Source organism: Rhodococcus sp. C3V (assembly GCF_029269915.1).
GTDB classification, from domain to species: Bacteria; Actinomycetota; Actinomycetes; order Mycobacteriales; family Mycobacteriaceae; genus Rhodococcus_F; species Rhodococcus_F qingshengii.
Window position 1 is genome coordinate 136,016 of sequence record NZ_JARJBE010000012.1, and the last position, 16,801, is coordinate 152,816.

General features: G+C 62.1%; 15 protein-coding genes and 1 tRNA gene. 10 read left to right on the top strand and 6 right to left on the bottom strand.

Features of this window, described 5'->3' with window-relative positions; genetic code table 11:
• Nucleotides 1-81 precede the first annotated feature (81 nt).
• Nucleotides 82-1,158, top strand: a complete 1,077-nt coding sequence (gene mraY / locus P3G66_RS26300; RefSeq protein ID WP_276117331.1) for a phospho-N-acetylmuramoyl-pentapeptide-transferase — start codon at nt 82-84, stop codon at nt 1,156-1,158.
• Here mraY and P3G66_RS26305 read toward each other — a convergent pair.
• Entirely contained in the window at nt 1,155-2,405 is a 1,251-nt protein-coding gene (locus P3G66_RS26305) for a multidrug effflux MFS transporter (protein WP_276117332.1), read from the bottom strand. The two genes, mraY and P3G66_RS26305, sit on opposite strands and share 4 nt — an antisense overlap.
• Before the next feature lie 233 nt (nt 2,406-2,638).
• Between P3G66_RS26305 and P3G66_RS26310 the strand changes: the two genes are divergently transcribed.
• Together P3G66_RS26310 and dcm are read left to right on the top strand one after the other, a co-directional pair.
• Nucleotides 2,639-2,709 (top strand) — tRNA-Cys (locus P3G66_RS26310).
• Nucleotides 2,710-2,868: 159 nt separating this feature from the next.
• Entirely contained in the window at nt 2,869-4,164 is a 1,296-nt protein-coding gene (gene dcm, locus P3G66_RS26315) for a DNA (cytosine-5-)-methyltransferase (RefSeq protein ID WP_065456555.1), read from the top strand.
• An 82-nt stretch (nt 4,165-4,246) separates the two neighbouring features.
• Here dcm and P3G66_RS26320 read toward each other — a convergent pair whose 3' ends face one another.
• Nucleotides 4,247-4,372 (bottom strand): hypothetical protein, encoded by a 126-nt coding sequence (locus P3G66_RS26320; protein WP_255246884.1) that lies wholly within the window; start codon nt 4,370-4,372, stop codon nt 4,247-4,249.
• A 394-nt stretch (nt 4,373-4,766) separates the two neighbouring features.
• Nucleotides 4,767-5,414: a TetR/AcrR family transcriptional regulator gene (locus P3G66_RS26325; RefSeq protein WP_042923173.1), complete on the bottom strand. Its 648-nt coding sequence runs from the start codon at nt 5,412-5,414 to the stop codon at nt 4,767-4,769.
• Nucleotides 5,415-5,511: 97 nt separating this feature from the next.
• On the opposite strand from P3G66_RS26325, the gene P3G66_RS26330 reads away from it, so the two are divergent.
• On the top strand, nt 5,512-7,302 hold the full coding sequence (locus P3G66_RS26330; RefSeq protein WP_276117333.1) for an amidohydrolase family protein: 1,791 nt from the start codon (nt 5,512-5,514) through the stop codon (nt 7,300-7,302).
• Complete coding sequence (locus P3G66_RS26335) at nt 7,299-8,144, top strand: alpha/beta fold hydrolase (RefSeq protein WP_276117334.1); 846 nt, start codon at nt 7,299-7,301, stop codon at nt 8,142-8,144. The genes P3G66_RS26330 and P3G66_RS26335 overlap by 4 nt, the downstream gene beginning before the upstream one ends.
• A gap of 73 nt (nt 8,145-8,217) precedes the next feature.
• On the opposite strand, the gene P3G66_RS26340 is transcribed toward P3G66_RS26335, so the two are convergent.
• From P3G66_RS26340 to P3G66_RS26350, 3 genes are read right to left on the bottom strand one after another with little or no spacing between them, the layout of a single operon-like run.
• Nucleotides 8,218-9,357 (bottom strand): sulfotransferase, encoded by a 1,140-nt coding sequence (locus P3G66_RS26340; protein WP_003941406.1) that lies wholly within the window; start codon nt 9,355-9,357, stop codon nt 8,218-8,220.
• A 7-nt stretch (nt 9,358-9,364) separates the two neighbouring features.
• Nucleotides 9,365-10,147: an SDR family oxidoreductase gene (locus P3G66_RS26345; RefSeq protein WP_054801046.1), complete on the bottom strand. Its 783-nt coding sequence runs from the start codon at nt 10,145-10,147 to the stop codon at nt 9,365-9,367.
• A 2-nt stretch (nt 10,148-10,149) separates the two neighbouring features.
• The gene (locus P3G66_RS26350) at nt 10,150-11,316 is read right to left on the bottom strand and encodes a hypothetical protein (RefSeq protein ID WP_064075259.1); all 1,167 of its coding nucleotides are present in this window, start codon (nt 11,314-11,316) and stop codon (nt 10,150-10,152) included.
• Between the two features lie 116 nt (nt 11,317-11,432).
• Here P3G66_RS26350 and P3G66_RS26355 point away from each other — a divergent pair, with 116 nt between their 5' ends.
• The 5 genes from P3G66_RS26355 (at nt 11,433) to P3G66_RS26375 (ending at nt 16,801) form a co-directional block, all read left to right on the top strand.
• Nucleotides 11,433-12,368 carry a helix-turn-helix domain-containing protein gene (locus P3G66_RS26355; RefSeq protein ID WP_030537323.1) on the top strand — a complete coding sequence of 312 codons (936 nt, stop codon included), beginning with the start codon at nt 11,433-11,435 and terminating at the stop codon, nt 12,366-12,368.
• A 143-nt stretch (nt 12,369-12,511) separates the two neighbouring features.
• Complete coding sequence (gene cysD / locus P3G66_RS26360; RefSeq protein ID WP_003941285.1) at nt 12,512-13,438, top strand: sulfate adenylyltransferase subunit CysD; 927 nt, start codon at nt 12,512-12,514, stop codon at nt 13,436-13,438.
• A complete protein-coding gene (cysC, locus tag P3G66_RS26365) occupies nt 13,438-15,282 on the top strand; it encodes an adenylyl-sulfate kinase (protein ID WP_276117335.1) in 1,845 nt (614 codons plus the stop codon). The genes cysD and cysC overlap by 1 nt, the downstream gene beginning before the upstream one ends.
• Complete coding sequence (locus P3G66_RS26370; protein ID WP_047270166.1) at nt 15,279-16,433, top strand: 3'(2'),5'-bisphosphate nucleotidase CysQ; 1,155 nt, start codon at nt 15,279-15,281, stop codon at nt 16,431-16,433. The genes cysC and P3G66_RS26370 overlap by 4 nt, the downstream gene beginning before the upstream one ends.
• The gene (locus tag P3G66_RS26375) at nt 16,430-16,801 is read left to right on the top strand and encodes a limonene-1,2-epoxide hydrolase family protein (RefSeq protein ID WP_007726173.1); all 372 of its coding nucleotides are present in this window, start codon (nt 16,430-16,432) and stop codon (nt 16,799-16,801) included. The genes P3G66_RS26370 and P3G66_RS26375 overlap by 4 nt, the downstream gene beginning before the upstream one ends.

A 16,801-nucleotide genomic window follows, 5' to 3' on the forward strand; every position in this document is an offset into this window, starting at 1 on the left:
TCGATCATCCCATGCTGGCAAGCGGTCGGGTGCCTTGTCTGATTGTGTGTCGCAGCCGCTTACGTCTGTAGAGTCCCACGGGTGATTTCAATCCTCGTAGCGGGTGGCGTCTCGTTGTTCGTCGCGCTCTTCCTGACTCCGTTTCTCATTCGTGTGCTTTCGCGGCAGGGGCTCGGGCACGAGATTCGGATCGAGGGTCCGCAGAGTCATCAGGGCAAGCGTGGCACCCCGTCGATGGGCGGGATCGCGATCATCGCCGGTATGTGGGCGGGCTACCTGGCGGCACACATCATCGGATTCGGCTCGCGGCTACCGCGGCTGTCTGCATCCGGTTGGCTGGTTCTCGCGCTCGCCACGTCACTGGGAATCGTCGGCTTTCTCGACGACTTCATCAAGATCCGTAAGAAGCGCAATCTCGGGCTCAACAAGACAGCGAAGACCGTCGGTCAGCTGGCGAGTGCCATCATCTTCGGCATTTTGTTCCTGCAGTTCTCCAACAACAACGGAGTCACTCCCGGAAGCCAGTACCTGTCCCATGTTCGTGACATCTCGGTGTTCTCCATGGGTGCCATCGGCTTTGTGGTCTTCTTCTGCATTCTGGTGTTCGCCTGGTCCAACTCCGTCAATTTCACCGACGGCCTCGACGGTCTCGCGGCCGGTTCGATGGGCATGATCCTGGGGACCTACGTCGTCATCGCCGGTTGGCAGTACCGGAACTCGTGTGTCCTCGAGCCTGCCGCCGGTTGCTACGACGTTCGTGACCCTCTCGATCTAGCGATCGTCGCTGCCGCCGCAGGCGGGGCGTGCCTCGGCTTCCTCTGGTGGAATGCCGCCCCGGCTCAGATCTTCATGGGCGACACCGGCTCCTTGGCACTCGGCGGCCTGGTTGTCGGCCTGTCCGTCACGACGCACACCGAGCTGCTGATGGTCATCATCGGCGCCCTGTTCGTCGCTGAGATCCTGTCGGTGATCATCCAGGTTCTGGTCTTCCGATCGTCCGGTCGACGCGTATTCAAGATGGCCCCGATCCATCATCACTTCGAGTTACTCGGTTGGCCGGAAACCGTCGTGATCGCAAGATTCTGGATCTTCGTCGCGATCTCGTGCGTCCTGGGACTTGCCACCTTCTACAGCGAGTGGTTCTCCGCTGCCGGTTAGACCGATTCACTCTTTCGGGACGTAGCCAGAAGAGCGATCAGACCGAGCGACACACACGCCGTCATCGTGACGGCCAGGGCTGTGCTCGTGTTTCCCAGTAGACCGACTGCCGGCGCGATGGCCGCACCGACGCCGAACTGGAATGCACCGAGCATTGCCGCGGCAGTACCGGCCGCTTCGCCGTGACGAGCGAGGGCCAGTGCCGGGGCGTTGGGCAGAACGAACCCGATGGCGCCGGCCATGACCCACAGTGCGATCACGAATCCGGCGAGTCCGCCGAGTTCCAGGACCGCGACAGCAATGACGACGGCCCCGGAGACAACCGCAGCCACGAGGGCCCACTTGGTGATCTGCTGAGGAGTCCAGCGATCGAGCAGTCGAACGTTGACCTGCGAAGCGCCGATCAACGCGATAGCGCCCGCACTGAAGAGCAGTGCGAACTCCTGCTGATTGAGGCCGTACTGATCCTGATAGACAAACGACGCGCCGGAGACATACGCGAACAACGACGCCATGCCGACGCTGGAGACGAGCGTGAGGACCATGAACGTGCGGTCGCCGAGCAGCGAACCGTAGGTACGGAGAACCGACGTCAATCCGCTCGGGCGACGCTTTTCCTTCGGCAATGTTTCGGACAGTCCGAACGCACCGATCATCGCTGTGCCGACGCCGATCAGTGCCAGTACGACGAAGATCCCGCGCCAGTCGAGGGCGACGAGGAGGGCGCCACCGATGCTGGGCGCCAGGATCGGCGCAACGCCGAGCACGAGCATCAGCCGGCTCATCACAACGGCAACGGTGTTACCGCTGTAGAGGTCGCGGACGATCGCCATGGTCACCACTGCCGCGGCCGCCGCGCCCATGCCCTGGAAAACCCGCAGGATGCCGAGGACCGCGATGCTCGGTGCGAAGACCGCCAGCAGCGAAGCCAGGATATGGACGCCGATTCCGGCAAGCAGCGGCTTTTTGCGGCCGAGAGTGTCCGAGAGCGGCCCGACCAACAGCTGGCCGAGTGCGAGGCCGATGAGAGTTCCGGTGATGGTCAGCTGAACCGTTGACGACGAGACCCCGAGATCGGCACCGATATCCGGCAGCGCGGGCAGGTACATGTCGATGGTGAAGGGCCCGAGTGCAGTCATGGAACCGAGGGCAAGAATCTTCCCGACGCTCGGCTTATGGTCGATACTGCTCGTTTCCAGCGGGGCTGCCTTCACAAGCGGGGCGATGGCGGTGTTCTCGGCACTCATGAAACCTTCTGGGTTGTCTGGGTCTGGCGAACTGCTCGGTCGTTCGGGCGAAATTCGGGCCGCAATCGAATGACCTGCGCCCACCGAGGGAGTCAGCATCGAGACTGACCGATTTGTTCCCGAAAGGCCCGCACTTTTCCCAGAGACTGGAACGCTTGGCGAGAACGCACTCGAATCATGCTGAGCGGAACTGTGGTTCGAGATCGTCACTCAGGGCAGAGTTACTCACTGACGCGGGTGTGGCTGAGTGGCTAGGCACCGGCCTGCAAAGCCGTTCACACGGGTTCGAGTCCCGTCATCCGCTCGTGTCGGAGACCGGCAGGCATATCGCCTGCCGGTCTCTCTTGTGTGGTCCCGGTTCGCGGGGTCGGCTGCGATAGTCTGGGCTGCCGGAGCGAGCGGACCACATGAGTGAGGCACTGAATTGATTTCGGGACAGGACCTGCGATCGCGGCGCTTGCACGTGGGGATCAGTCAGTTCCAGTTCGCCCGCCAGGCGGGAGTCTCGTCAGCAGTCGTCTCCGCGTGGGAACTCGACAAGGCATATCCGAAGCCACCGGTTGAGCGAGCAGTCCTCACGGCCCTCTCCGCGTTGGAAGCAGCCAAGCGTGAGGGCACGTACGCGGCCCCCCGGAAGCGATCGAGCGGTAGTACCCGTGCGCGTCGAGCGACACCGGTCAACGACCCCGCCTCGGTGGCCAGGCGTGCGGTCGCGGGGGCAGGAAACGGTGGCCCCACCGTATTGACGGCGTTCTCCGGTTGTGGCGGTATGGCCGAAGGCTTTCGGATGGCGGGGTTTTCGGTGGAGGGATACATCGAAGTCGTGCCGGAGGCGCGCGCGACCTTCGATCGGAACTTCCCCGGCGCGCGGTGCCTCGGTGAGGACATCCGGGCGATCGACGAAGCCCGTGTGAAAGATCTTCTGGCACAGGTGAATATCGATGTGTTGGCCGGGGGGCCGCCGTGTCAGGGTTTCAGTCTCGCCGGCCGGCGAGACCGCGACGATCCGCGTAACCATCTCTTCCGAAACCTACTCGAGCTCGCCGATCTGGTGAGGCCGAAGGTCGTGGTGATGGAAAATGTTCGGCTGCTGCTGAGCATGAAAGACCCGGACGGTGGGATGGTCGTCGACCGGATTCTCGGCGAGATGGCTGCATGCGGTTACGACGCGTCGGTCAACACGGTCAATGCGCAGGATTACGGCGTCCCGCAGTTCCGGGAACGAGTGTTCATCGTGGCGACCCGCCGCGACAGTGGTATCGGGCCGCTGCGTTTCCCGCCGAAGACTCACGGCGTGAATGATGTTGCGCCGCTGAGGACTTTCCGCGATGCCACCGTCGATCTGGCCCCGCTGGAATCCGGGCAGGCCTGCGAGACGGACCCGCTGCACTGGGCCGTCGAACATCCCGAGCACGTCTTGCGGTGGCTGCGTGATGTACCAGAAGGAATGTCGGCTCACGACAACGAAGATCCGGCGATGCGACCGTCGTCCGGATACAACACGACGTACAAGCGCCTCCGGTGGGACGAGCCGGCGTCCACGGTCGGAACCACTTTCGGGATGATCTCGGCTTCACGCAACGTGCATCCGAAACACACGCGATCGTTGACCGTTCGAGAAGCTGCTCGCCTCCAGACCTTTCCCGACGACTACGTCTTCGAGGGTAAGTGGGGAGCGGTGCGCACGATGATCGGCAATGCGGTGCCGCCGCAGCTGGCGTCGGTACTGGCAGGAGAGATCAAGAAGGCACTCGGCTGAGATAGGGCACCTACGGAAAATGGGGCCGACGATGTCGGCCCCATTTCGAGTTACGCCCTGGCAGGGGTGTGGTCCAAGCGAATCAGCTGAGGTTGAGCTTGGCGATCAACGGCTGGACGACCTTGATGATGTCGATGACGGCGCTGAGGGTGTTGATGGAACCCATGTTTCGGTCCTCCGTGTCGTATGTACAGGTTTGTATGTACAAGGTTGTGTCTGCGTGGTGTTTCTGTACGACCTTGTGTCGCAGACACAAGTTAGCAAACTGGACGCTTGTTTGGGTCGAAATGACCGCTTTGCGCTGAAGTTGCTGAAAAGTTCACGGATTGTTCAGGAACGTAAACAAAAAACAGGCCGGACTCCCCGAAGTCCGGCCTGTCGATGACGCTTTGCAATCAGCTGAATGCCGAAAGTGCGCTGATGAGGCCGATGCCCGCAACTGCGACCTTGAGGACACTCAAGACGTCTTCGAGCTTGACACCCTCGGGCAATACGTTTTCGACAGACTCCATGTTGGATCCTTCATGTGTTGGGGTCGTGGTCCAGTGCCACTGCAAGCAAGATACCCAATCGTGACCACCTGTGAAACCCCGGCACGAAGATCACAGTTGTGTTGCGCCGGACTCACTGGCCGTCGCGACAACGGTGGCTGCCACTATTTGCTCCACGCTGATGCCCGCTGCCGGTAGGCAGTGGTAGAAGATTCGTTCGCAGAGGTCGACCATTTCGCCTCGCTCGAGCGTCGGCTCGTCGATCCAGTTGACGACGATTTCCTCCATGAATGCCTGCCACCCGGCGATTGTCGCCTCCACGGTCGCATTCGATTCGATGCCTAGATTCGTCAGCGCAGCGACGATCCACGTGGTGAAAGTGCGGCGCATGCCTCGGTAGATCGTGCGCATTCGAACGTCGCCACTGCCGGCCATACGCATCACGGCGAGGTAAATGGTGGGGTGCTCGATAACGGCGTCGACGAATGTCTCGATACCTGAGCGCAGCTGGGACGTGATGGGTAGCTCGGGATCCGGTCGCATTCGATCTTCGAGATCGGCCGAGGCGGCCTCGAGGATGGCGTTCTGGAAACCCTTCTTGTTCTTGAAGTAGTGGAACAGCAGTGGCGGCGAGACACCGGCCTCGGCTGCGACGCGATCCATCGACAGTTGGTCGAAAGGCTCGGTCCGCAACATGTGTACTGCCACCTCGAGGATTTGCCTCTGACGGTCTTCGGGGGAGCGGGGGACTGCAGCCATTCCGTCATCTTATGTATTGGTTCGAATGGTTCATTGACTTTTACTCAACGCTGTCTATAACGTGAGGTAACACATACGTGAGGCGAGGAGTCCGACAGTGTCTGCTTTCGACATCGTGGTCAACGACGGGTTGTGGTTCGACGGGACGGGGGCTCCAGGTCTGCGTCGTAATCTCGGAATTCGAGACGGCGTGGTCGCGGAGGTGTCCACGACGCGCCTCGAGATCGGGCCGGACACAGAAGTGATCGACGCGGCCGGCAAATGGGTTCTCCCCGGCTTTGTCGACGTCCACACGCACTACGACGCCGAAGCCTTGGTCAGTCCAGGGCTTCCGGAATCGGTTCGCCACGGCGTCACGACGGTCGTGCTCGGCAATTGCTCGCTGTCGACGGTGTATTCGACCCCGCGCGAGATTGCGGATCTGTTCAGCCGGGTCGAAGCAGTTCCCCACGACGCGGTGCTGCGCATCCTCGAAGCGAACAAGACCTGGACCGGTCCCGCGGCGTACACCGCCGCCCTCGAAGCCCTTCCCCTCGGACCCAATGTCGCGGCCTTCATCGGTCATTCCGACATCCGCACGCACGTACTCGGACTGGGGCGCGGCACCGACAAGAAGGTCAAGCCGACTCGCTCGGAACTCGGCCGGATGGGCTCGATGCTCGAGGATGCCATCGACGCTGGGATGCTGGGCCTGTCGTCGATGACCAATGCCCTCGACAAGATCGACGGCGACGAATATCGTTCTCGCTCTTTGCCGTCGACGTATGCACGGCGGAAAGAGTTCCGATTCCTCAACCGCATCCTTCGTGATCGCGGAAAGATCTTGCAGAGCGCTCCGACCATCAACCTGCATCCGAACGTCGCGGCGTTCTTCGCCGAAAGCTCCGCGATCGGACGCAAGAAGCCGCTCAAGACGTCGCTGCTCTCAGGCGCGGATTCGAAGGCCTACCCGGTGATCGTGTACTTCATGCTCGCTGCGGCCCCACTGCTCAATCGCTTCGCCAAGACCGATTTCAAGTGGCAGCACCTGCCGGTTCCCTTCACCGTCTACGCGGATGGAATCGACCTCGTCGTGTTCGAGGAGTTCGGCGCCGGCGCCGCCGCTTTGCACCTCAAGGACCAGGTGGAGCGCAACGAACTGCTCCAGGACGAGTCGTACCGTCGCGCATTCCGTAAGGACTACGACAACAAGTTCTCACCCCGCATCTGGCATCGCAATTTCTACGATGCGGTCATCGTGGGATGCCCGGACGAGACGTTGATCGGCAAGAACTTCGGTCAGGTCGGTGACATCCGCGGAGTGCACCCGGTGGACGCGTACCTCGACCTGGTGGTGAAGTACGGGCGAGATCTTCGCTGGCGCACCACCATTGCCAATCACCGGCCCAAGTTCGCGAAGAAACTCGCCGCGAGTTCCGGTGTGCAGATGGGCTTCGGCGATGCCGGCGCGCATCTGCGCAACATGGCGTTCTACAACTACCCGGTGCGACTCCTCAAGCGCGTCAAGGACGCTCAGAGTGACCGCAAGCCGTTCCTCACCATCGAGCGCGCAATCCACCGCCTGACGGGCGAACTGGCGGACTGGTACGGCATCGACGCCGGGCATCTACGCCAGGGTGACCGCGCGGACTTCGTTGTCATCGACCCGGCCGGGCTCGACGAGTCGGTGGACGGGTTGTTCGAGGCAAAGGTTCCCGAGTACGGCGGGATCAGCCGGATGGTCAACCGCAGCGACGACGCAGCGGTCGCTACGGTGATCAACGGCCGACTCGTCTACCGCGAAGGTGAATTCGCCCCCGCATTCGGAATCGAAAAGACAGGTCAGTTCCTGCGTGCCGGTGAAAAGGCTCCGGTTACCAGGGCCGCGAAGACTAGCGTGGCGCTATGACTACACCGGCGGATCGCCTCACCTCGTACTCCCGGTCCGGGCTGACCTTCGACGTACGCGACGAAGGACCCGCCGACGGTCCGGTCGTGGTTCTCCTGCACGGGTTTCCGCAGGATTCCCGCTCATGGGATCACCTTGCGCCGTTACTGCACGACCGCGGCTTCCGGACCGTCGCACCGGATCAGCGAGGGTACTCACCCGGCGCCAGGCCGAAAGCGCGCTGGGCGTACCGTGGGTCCGAACTCGCCGCTGACACTGTCGCACTGATCGACGCGATCGCGGTGGGCAAAGTGCACCTGGTCGGCCACGACTGGGGTGCCGCAGTCGCATGGCAGGTGGCCGCCGAACGGCCGGACTTGCTCGATACCGTGACCGCGGTGTCGGTTCCGCACCCACTGGCGTTCGTCAAGGCGATGGTGACCAGCACACAGGGACTGAAGTCGTGGTACATGGGCGCGTTCCAATTACCCTTCTTCCCCGAGAAGATTCTGTCCTCCACGTCGGCAGGTGAAAAGTTCCTGATTTCGAGCGGGCAGACGCCGGAGAACGCGCGGCGCGATCTGAACGCCATGCTGGCTCCCGGTCGGCTACGCGGCGGTCTGAACTGGTACCGCGCGATGTGGATGACCAAGCCGAACCCCGCAACTGCCAGGGTCACCGTGCCGACCCTGCACGTCTGGAGTGACGGCGACGCCGCCATCGGCCCCAAAGGGTCTGCGCTCACCCCCGCGTTTGTCGACGGCCCGTACCGGTTCGAGGTTCTCAGCGGCGTGAGCCACTGGATTCCGGACGAGGCGCCGGTCGAGTTGGACCGACTGCTGGGTGAGCATCTCAGCAGCTGACCGCGTTTTGATCACTGAAGCCCCGCCGATCGGCGGGGCTTCAGTTGTCAGCAAGGTCGTCGGCCAGCGGTGGTCAGCGAGTTCCGAATCGCTCTTCCACCTGCTCCTTCGTCAGACCGAACTCCTCGAGCGTGTACTTGTGCGAAGGTTTGCGAGCACCCGAGCGGCTTTCCTCGTGCATGGCCTCCATCGACTGCTGCGCGGCAGCTGTCAACGGGATGTCGAAGTGCGTGTAGATGTTCTCGACGGTTCCCAGCGGATCGGTGACGAAGTCCTGATAGTCGACGTCGATGAACTGCGCGGGATTGTGGTGTGCGCGTGCACTGTCGAACTGCTCGAGCCCCCTGGCCCACAATTCGAGCTGACTTTCGCCGATCACCTTGTCGGTGAACGTGTTCGACCAACCCTCTGTCGCCTGGGCGGCCAGGCTGCACACCGACGGAATGATCGTCGTAGGGGAGCGGTGAGTCTGAATGACAAGCGCGTCGGGGTACGCCTCCATCAATTCGTCGAGCGCGAACAGGTGGCTCGGGTTCTTGAGGACCCACCGTCGATCCTGATCGGGCAGACCGATCAGCTGCAGGTTCTTCTTGTGTCGTGCATAGGCGTTCGACCACTCCTGGTCTTTCAGCCATGCGGAGTACGTGGGTAGATTCGCCAGGCACTCGTACGACACGGACTTGAACGTCTGACGCAAGAGTTGCCAACATTCTTCGACTTCGCTGGCCGACATGTAGTGCACGCCCATGAATTCGGGATGCTCGACGTGGTGTTGACCGAATGTCTCCTCGATCTTGGCGAAGACCGGGTTCGATTCCCACGTATCGCGAGGCGGGCGAGGCTGAGGGAACTCGGTCAGCCACATCTCGAGGCCCTGGTGAGCCGGGTCGACCGTGAGGAGGCGGTGCAAGGCAGTGGTGCCCGTCCGTGGCAATCCGGTGACGAAGATCGGCCGCTCGATCTTGACGTCGGCGTGCTCCGGATGCTCCTTCCACGCCGATTCGCTGAGCAGACGGGCCACCAGGGCGCCGCGAAGGAATACCCGAGAGATCTTGCTGCCGAAGGGCGTCAGATCCTCGTCACGGTCGTAAGACTCGAGCAGGACCGACAGAGCTTCGGTGTAATCGTCGACGCCGAAGTCCGTCAGGCCGGTCATCCGCGTCGCCGAGGCATGGAGATCCTCGACGGTGCCGACGTGAGTGCGTTCAGTCATGGTGCTCCTAGTGATGGAATTCGCCGCAGTTGACGTCGATGCATTGGCCGGTGATCGCGCTGGCCATCGGAGACGCCAGGAAGATCGCCGCATCGGATACTTCATCCGTCGTCGGCAGGCGCTTGAGGTCGGTGTTCGACGCAGTGTGCTCGTAGATCTGCTCGACAGTCATGCCGAACTTCTCCGCCTGGTGCGCGAAGTATCCCTTGAGGGTGTCTCCCCAGATATAGCCGGGTGCAATCGAATTGACACGAATTCCCTGCGGGCCGAGTTCGGTGGCCAGGGACTGCGACATGGCGAGCAGGGCCGACTTCGCCATCTTGTAGCTGCCGTAGCGCTCTTGCGAATGCCGCAACACCATCGAATTGATATTCACCACGGAGCCGTCCGACTCGCCAAGTGCCGGCGTGAACAGCTGAGTCAGGCGCAACGCACCCAGTACGGTCAGTTCGATGCTGTCGCGGATGTGCTGGTAATCGGTGCGAGCCAACGGTTTCATCGACGGAATCGAGAATGCATTGTTGATCAGAGTGTCCACTTTGCCGTAGGCGGCAATGGACTCGGCCACCAGATTCTCGGCGGAAGCCTGGTCGGTGATGTCGGTGGCAACGGTGACGGCGCGCCCACCGGCATCGACTATTTCCTTCGCAACGTCGTCGAGTCGCGATTGCGTACGTGCTGCGAGAACAAGACTCGCGCCGGCCGACGCACATCGAAGGGCCAGAGCGCGGCCGAGTGCCGGGCCGACTCCGGAGATGACTACTACACGGTCTTCGAGCAAGGCGGTCATGATTACCCCAGCATTCGGTTGTCGATGGCGGCCTGGCGCTGGGCAATGCGTGCTGCCCAGTCCTCGGCGGTGATGGCGTTGGTGTCGAAATGCGGCAGGTGCTTCGCAATATCTGCGACGGCGACGATTTCGACGGTGGGACCGTCCTGCGGCGTCAGCTCGCGGGACACGCGCTGCCAACGGAACTGCAGAATGCCGCGCGGATGTCCGACGGTTTCGATCCAGTTGGTGACACCGGGGTTCTTCTCGCTGACCACCATTCGAACCATCCCGTCCGGATCGACCTGTGCCTGGCCGTTGTTGAGGGAGGTCTGATGATTGACGTAGTCCAGTGAGATGTACCAGAGGCTCCCCAGTTGGAAGCCGAGATACGGTGCGTCGGAGGCGGGAACGGTGATGATCATCGCCTGCTCGTCGGTGAGTTCGTAATGTCCCACCGACGAGTACTGCGTTGCCAGCCCGCCCGGTGTCAGGCGTGGTTCGGTCATGGTGTTGACCGTGAGCTTGAGGTAGAACCACTCCGGGAACTGGAGCCACGTCTTGACCCGCGTGACCAGTGCCTTCCCAGCCCGGGCGTAACGCTTCTCGGTCTCTTCGGCGGTGAGAGGTGGCGGCGCGATCCCGATCGAATCGGTGCGCTCGATGCGGATCACACCGCGCTGCTGACTCCAGTCGCTGTAGACCTCGCGAACGACCAGCTGCGAGGATCCGGGCGCCAGGGTGTAGTAGTTGGCTCGGCCGTCGGCAGGGCCGGGGCCGAACCAAGCGACGAAGTTACCGTCGTCGTCTATCTCCAACTCGCGGTCGTCGAAGGCGATTTCGCTGCCGGGAACGTTCGAGTTGGTGTAGTTCCCACTCAACACCTGGAAGCTGAGATCGGCTGTGGTGCCGCGCTTTCCGGTGACCTTGTATTCCTTGTCGTCGTTGATACGGGCGCCGAAGTACAGAGTGTCGGGGTTGTCGAGGCCCATCTTGGTGAATGGTCCGGTGCCCTGGATGAAACTCGGATGGGTCTTTTCGCCGGCCCAGGCGGCATGCGTCGTCGCAATGATTCCGCCGGCCAGATATTGGTATCCCTCCAGTAGATCCTGTTCGGATCTGATGTGCGGCGCAGTCTCGATCAATTTCTCGGCTTCGGCGATCGCCTCGGCAAACGGGTCCGTCAGCACGCTGGCTCCTCACAGTTCCGACTATGTCGCCGGTCCAGAGCGTCGTGGTACAAATATGTACCTATTTGGTAGATGTTGGGTATTTCGACAATAGAACGCGTTCTAGGGAGTGGTCAATGGGTGGACCGGAGAAGGCGCCTGAAGCAGCACGCTCGAGGGGGAGGCAATCGCCTCCCACCGAACGGGTGGTTCAGGTGCTCGACTACCTCGTCGGCCGCCCTGATCAGCGGTTCGGGCTGTCGGAACTGGCCCGCGCGCTCGAGATCAGCAAGCCCACCTGCTTGGGAATCCTCACGGCGCTGGCTGATCGTGGATACCTGACTCGGGACGAGGTGTCGAAGACCTATGGGCTCGGTCCGGCCTTGATCGCGGCCGGACGTGCAGCTCAGCGGGGATTTGCCGTCGGACCCATTGCCCGCACCCATCTGGAGAAAGTGAGCACGGAGTTCGGGACGACGTGCACGGCGTCCGGTGTGATCGGTGATCAGATCAGCGTTCTCGAAGTGACCGGACCGATCGGCGCGCGTCGCGCCGCCAAGGTCGGTCAGGTGTACCCGTTCGCTCCACCGGTCGGACTGATGTACGTCCTCTGGGGTTCGGATCACGACATGGACAGTTGGCTGAGCAAAGAGCCGAGCCTACCGGTGCGCTTGGATCGCGAGCGTCTGTGGAACGTGGTCCGCGAGTGTCGGGCTGCGGGGTATCTGGTCGAGAGTCTGGATCCCGTCGGGCAGCGACTGCACACGCTGATGGCGGGCGTTGCGACGCACGATCTTCCGCCGGAGGTGCGTGAACTGCTCGGTGAGATGGTCTCGAGCCTGGGCGAGAGGGTGTATCTCGGACGCGACATCAGCTCTGACGACGAGCATCCGGTGAGTCTCATTGCCGCCCCGACCTACGACGCCGAGGGGCATCAGGCCCTTGTGCTCACTCTGTATGTGGGTGGGGCGATCACGGGCGCCGAGATCGAGCGCCGCGCCGCGGCGCTGGTTGCGGCGGCGGATGCGGTGACGGCGGAAGTTGGTGGCAGGAGTCCGGTTCGCGGTCTGTGACGTCTGATTGCCGGTCATTGACCTTTGGGTAGAACGAGTTCTATTCTGTGATTGCGTTCAATTTAGAACCAGTCCGGTACATAAATGTACCGATGCGGAAATGGTGTTCCGCACGGAGTACGTGATGCTCAGGAGCGAAAGACATGGCAACACTCCAGACCCCGCCCGCCTACGAGTTGTCGCATCTGCGAGCACTCGAAGCGGAGGCGGTCCATATTTTCCGCGAAGTCGCAGCGACTTTCGAAAAGCCGGTCCTCCTGTTCTCCGGAGGTAAGGATTCCGTCGTGATGCTGCACGTAGCGGCCAAGGCATTCTGGCCTGCCCCACTGCCGTTCGCTGTGATGCACGTCGACACCGGTCACAATTTCGACGAGGTGATCGAATTCCGCGACCAGACGGTCGATCGCTTCAACCTGCGTCTTGTCGTCTCCAGCGTGCAGGACGACATCGACGCCGGACGCGTCATCGAGGACACCGGAGTCGGTTCCAGTCGCAATCGCCTGCAGACGCACGCGTTGCTGCGCGGAATTCGCGACAACAAGTTCGACGCCGTGTTCGGTGGTGCTCGCCGAGACGAGGAGAAGGCGCGCGCCAAAGAGAGGGTGTTCAGCTTCCGGGACGAGTTCGGGCAATGGGATCCGAAGGTGCAGCGACCTGAACTGTGGAACCTGTACAACGGCAAACACCGTAAGGGCGAACATATTCGGATCTTCCCGCTCTCCAACTGGACAGAGCTCGACATCTGGCAGTACATCGAGAGCGAGCAGATCGACCTCCCCGGCATCTACTACGCCCATCGTCGCGAGGTGGTTCCACGCGACGGAATGTTGTTGGCACGCACCCGCTTCCTTGAGTTGCGCGCCGGCGAAGAGTCCTACGAGGCGTTGGTGCGCTTCCGTACGGTCGGCGACGCAACGTGTACCGGATGCGTCGAATCGTCGGCCGAAACACCGGGCGCTGTCGTGGAAGAAGTTGCGGCGAGCCGTATCACGGAGCGTGGCGCAACCAGAGCTGATGACCGGATTTCCGAAGCTGGCATGGAAGATCGTAAGAAAGAGGGGTACTTCTGATGCCGCAACTGCTGAGAGTCGCTACAGCGGGCAGTGTCGACGACGGAAAATCGACACTCATCGGCCGCTTGCTCTACGACTCCAAGTCGATCTTCGAGGACCAACTCGAGGCCGTGGAACGGAGCAGTCGAGAACGCGGCGACGAGTACGCCAACCTCGCGCTACTGACCGACGGATTGCGCGCCGAGCGTGAACAGGGCATCACGATCGACGTGGCCCACCGGTATTTCGCGACCCCTCATCGGAAGTTCATCATCGCGGACACTCCCGGGCACGAGCAGTACACCCGCAACATGGTGACCGGCGCGTCGACGGCCGACCTTGCCCTGATCCTGGTGGATGCTCGCAAAGGGGTGCTCGAACAGACGCGGCGGCACGCCTTCTTGTCCACTCTCCTGGGGATACCCCACCTCGTGCTGTGTGTGAACAAAATGGACCTGGTGGGCTGGTCTCAGGAACGGTTCGAGGAGATCAAGGAAGAATTCCGACAGTTCGCTATCAAGTTGGACGTTCACGACCTGACGTTCATTCCGGTCTCGGCGCTGTTGGGGGACAACATCGTTGCCCGGACCGAGAACATGTCCTGGTACGACGGGCCTTCTCTGCTGCACCATCTCGAGCAGGTGCACATCGCGTCGGATCGCAACTTGATCGACGCTCGGTTTCCGGTGCAGTACGTGATCCGTCCGCAGAAGCAAACCGACGCCGACCTCCACGATTTCCGTGGATACGCCGGAACGGTGGCCAGCGGCGTCTTCAAGCCCGGCGACGAAATCGTGGCTTTGCCTTCAGGATTCACCTCGACGGTGAAGGCAGCCCACGGGCCGGGCGGTGACGTGATCGACGAAGCGTTTGCGCCCTCGGCCGTATGCATCGAGCTGACCGACGATCTCGACGTCAGCCGCGGGGACCAATTGTGTCGGCTCAACAACCGGCCGCAGGTCGGGCAGGAAATCGATGCGATGGTCTGTTGGTTGACCGAACAGACAACTCTGTCGGAGAACAATCGCTACTCGTTGCTGCACACCACGCGCTCCACGAAAGCGCAGATCGTCAAGCTCGACTACCGGCTGGACGTCAATTCTCTGCACCGCGACGAGAAGGCAGAATCTCTGTCCCTCAACGAGATCGGCCGCATCTCGATCAAGACGCAGCAGCCGTTGATGTTCGATCCCTACCGCCGCAACCGCGTGACGGGCAGCTTCATTCTCGTGGACGAGACCACGGGCAATACCGTCGCCGCCGGAATGATCAACGGTCCGACGCTCAAGGAATCGCGCGTCGTCTGGCACAGTTCGGAGGTTTCTCGCGAGGAACGTGCGACTGCCGGCGCCACCGTGTGGCTCACCGGTCTCTCGGCCTCGGGTAAGTCGACGATCGCGGTGGAACTCGAACGCCGCTTGGTGGCCGCGGGTATCCCGGCGTACCGCCTCGACGGCGACAACCTCCGGCACGGATTGAACGCGGATCTGGGATTCAGTGCCGATGACCGCGCCGAGAACGTCCGCCGAGTCGGCTCGGTGGCGCAGTTGTTCGCTGATTCAGGTGCAGTGGCAGTGGCCTGCCTGATAAGCCCGTACCGCGAAGATCGTGATCGAGTGCGGGCGGCGCACGAGGCCGCCGGGCTGAAGTTCGTCGAGGTCTACGTCGACACCCCGATCGAGCAATGTGAAGCCCGAGACCCCAAGGGCATGTACGCCAAGGCCAGGGCCGGGGAAATCACGGGATTCACCGGAGTCGACGATCCCTACGAAGCTCCGACAAGTCCCGAGCTGGTGATCAGACCCGAAGACGGAACGCCTACCGAACTTGCGCTGCGAATTATGGAAGTGTTGGACCGGTGAGCGAATCCACACACAGCAGAATCGCCGACGAGGCACTCGCGGCGGAATTGGCGCAGGCCGCCGGTGCGATCCTCCTGGGGATCCGAGCCGAGGGTCTGGGTGTCGACGACGGTCGTGAACTGGGTCGCCGGGGCGACAAGGCCGCCGATTCCTACATCCTCGACCGGTTGGCTGCCGAGCGGCCGGGCGATGCCGTGCTCTCTGAGGAATCTGCCGACGATCGCAGTCGTCTGGATGCAGCTCGGGTCTGGATCATCGATCCGCTGGACGGCTCCAAGGAATACGGCTTGCCGAATCATGCGGATTGGGCAGTGCACGTGGCGCTTTGGGAGCGCGGTAGCGGAATTACCGCAGCCGCGGTTGCTCAGCCGGCGCTCGGAGCGGTGTACTCCAGTGGCGACGAGGCAGCTTCGGTTGCCGCCAACTCGCCGCTCCGCGTAGTAGTCAGCGGATCGCGACCACCCGCATTCACCGAAGCGGTGGCAGCCGAACTCGGCGCCGACGTGGTGCACATGGGATCGGCCGGCGCCAAGGCGATGGCGGTGGTGCGCGGCGAGGTCGACGCGTACCTGCACGCCGGTGGGCAGTGGGAATGGGATTCGGCTGCGCCCGTCGGCGTCGCACAGGCGGCGGGACTGCATTGCAGCCGCATCGACGGTTCGCCGCTGCTCTACAACGAATCTCATCCGTACCTGCCGGATCTCGTGATCTGCCGACCGGAGTTGTCGGAGTCGATCCTGGGCGCAATTGCCAAGCACTCCACGGAGTCTGCGGTCAGCGGACGCGTCGCCATGGCGCGTGAATACGTGAACGCATTGCTCACTCATGACGCAACGAAGGTCCGCTTCGCCGCCGACGCCTGGCGGGTCGAGAACGGTCAGCGAACCGGTGACAGCGGCGCCTTCATCAGCAACGAGCTCGAACAAGGCCAGCAATATCGCGGAATCGTGGCGATACGTGAACTCGCGCTGCGTGAGTGGGGCGAGAGCGTAGTAGCCCGGTATCTGCTCGACCTCGGAACACCCGGCCAGGCACCGGCCGTCACGGTTTTCGTGACCGAGTACTTCGGGATACCGGCAGGCGAGATCGAAAGCATCCTGGCAATCATCGAACCCCACGAAGACGATTCGAAAGAGGCTGGAACACAATGACATCGGACAAACTGATCACCGATTTCTGTGCGCTGTGGGCAGACGCCGATGTTGCAAAGATCGTCGACTACTTCACCGATGACGTCGTTTATCACAACATCCCGATGGAGCCCGTGGTCGGTCGCGAGGCCGTCCGGGCGTTCATCGAGCAGTTTGTCGGTGCCTTCGGCAACATCGACTTTCAGATCAAGCGTCAGGTCGCGGACGGCAACACCGTCATGAACGAGCGCGTCGACGTCTTCACCATCAACGGCGCCGAGGTAGCGCTCCCGGTCATGGGGGTGTTCGAAGTCGAGGACGGAAAGATCAAAGCCTGGCGCGACTATTTCGACATGGCGCCGATCAATGCGGCAGCCGGCCAGGCCTGA

Excerpts from the sequence above, each read along its gene's own strand:
- P3G66_RS26305 (WP_276117332.1), bottom strand. The coding sequence starts at position 2,405 with ATGAGTGCCGAGAACACCGCCATCGCCCCGCTTGTGAAGGCAGCCCCG.
- P3G66_RS26325 (WP_042923173.1), bottom strand. The coding sequence starts at position 5,414 with ATGGCTGCAGTCCCCCGCTCCCCCGAAGACCGTCAGAGGCAAATCCTC.
- P3G66_RS26335 (WP_276117334.1), top strand. The coding sequence starts at position 7,299 with ATGACTACACCGGCGGATCGCCTCACCTCGTACTCCCGGTCCGGGCTG.
- P3G66_RS26340 (WP_003941406.1), bottom strand. The coding sequence starts at position 9,357 with ATGACTGAACGCACTCACGTCGGCACCGTCGAGGATCTCCATGCCTCG.
- P3G66_RS26345 (WP_054801046.1), bottom strand. The coding sequence starts at position 10,147 with ATGACCGCCTTGCTCGAAGACCGTGTAGTAGTCATCTCCGGAGTCGGC.
- P3G66_RS26355 (WP_030537323.1), top strand. The coding sequence starts at position 11,433 with ATGGGTGGACCGGAGAAGGCGCCTGAAGCAGCACGCTCGAGGGGGAGG.
- cysD (WP_003941285.1), top strand. The coding sequence starts at position 12,512 with ATGGCAACACTCCAGACCCCGCCCGCCTACGAGTTGTCGCATCTGCGA.
- cysC (WP_276117335.1), top strand. The coding sequence starts at position 13,438 with ATGCCGCAACTGCTGAGAGTCGCTACAGCGGGCAGTGTCGACGACGGA.
- P3G66_RS26375 (WP_007726173.1), top strand. The coding sequence starts at position 16,430 with ATGACATCGGACAAACTGATCACCGATTTCTGTGCGCTGTGGGCAGAC.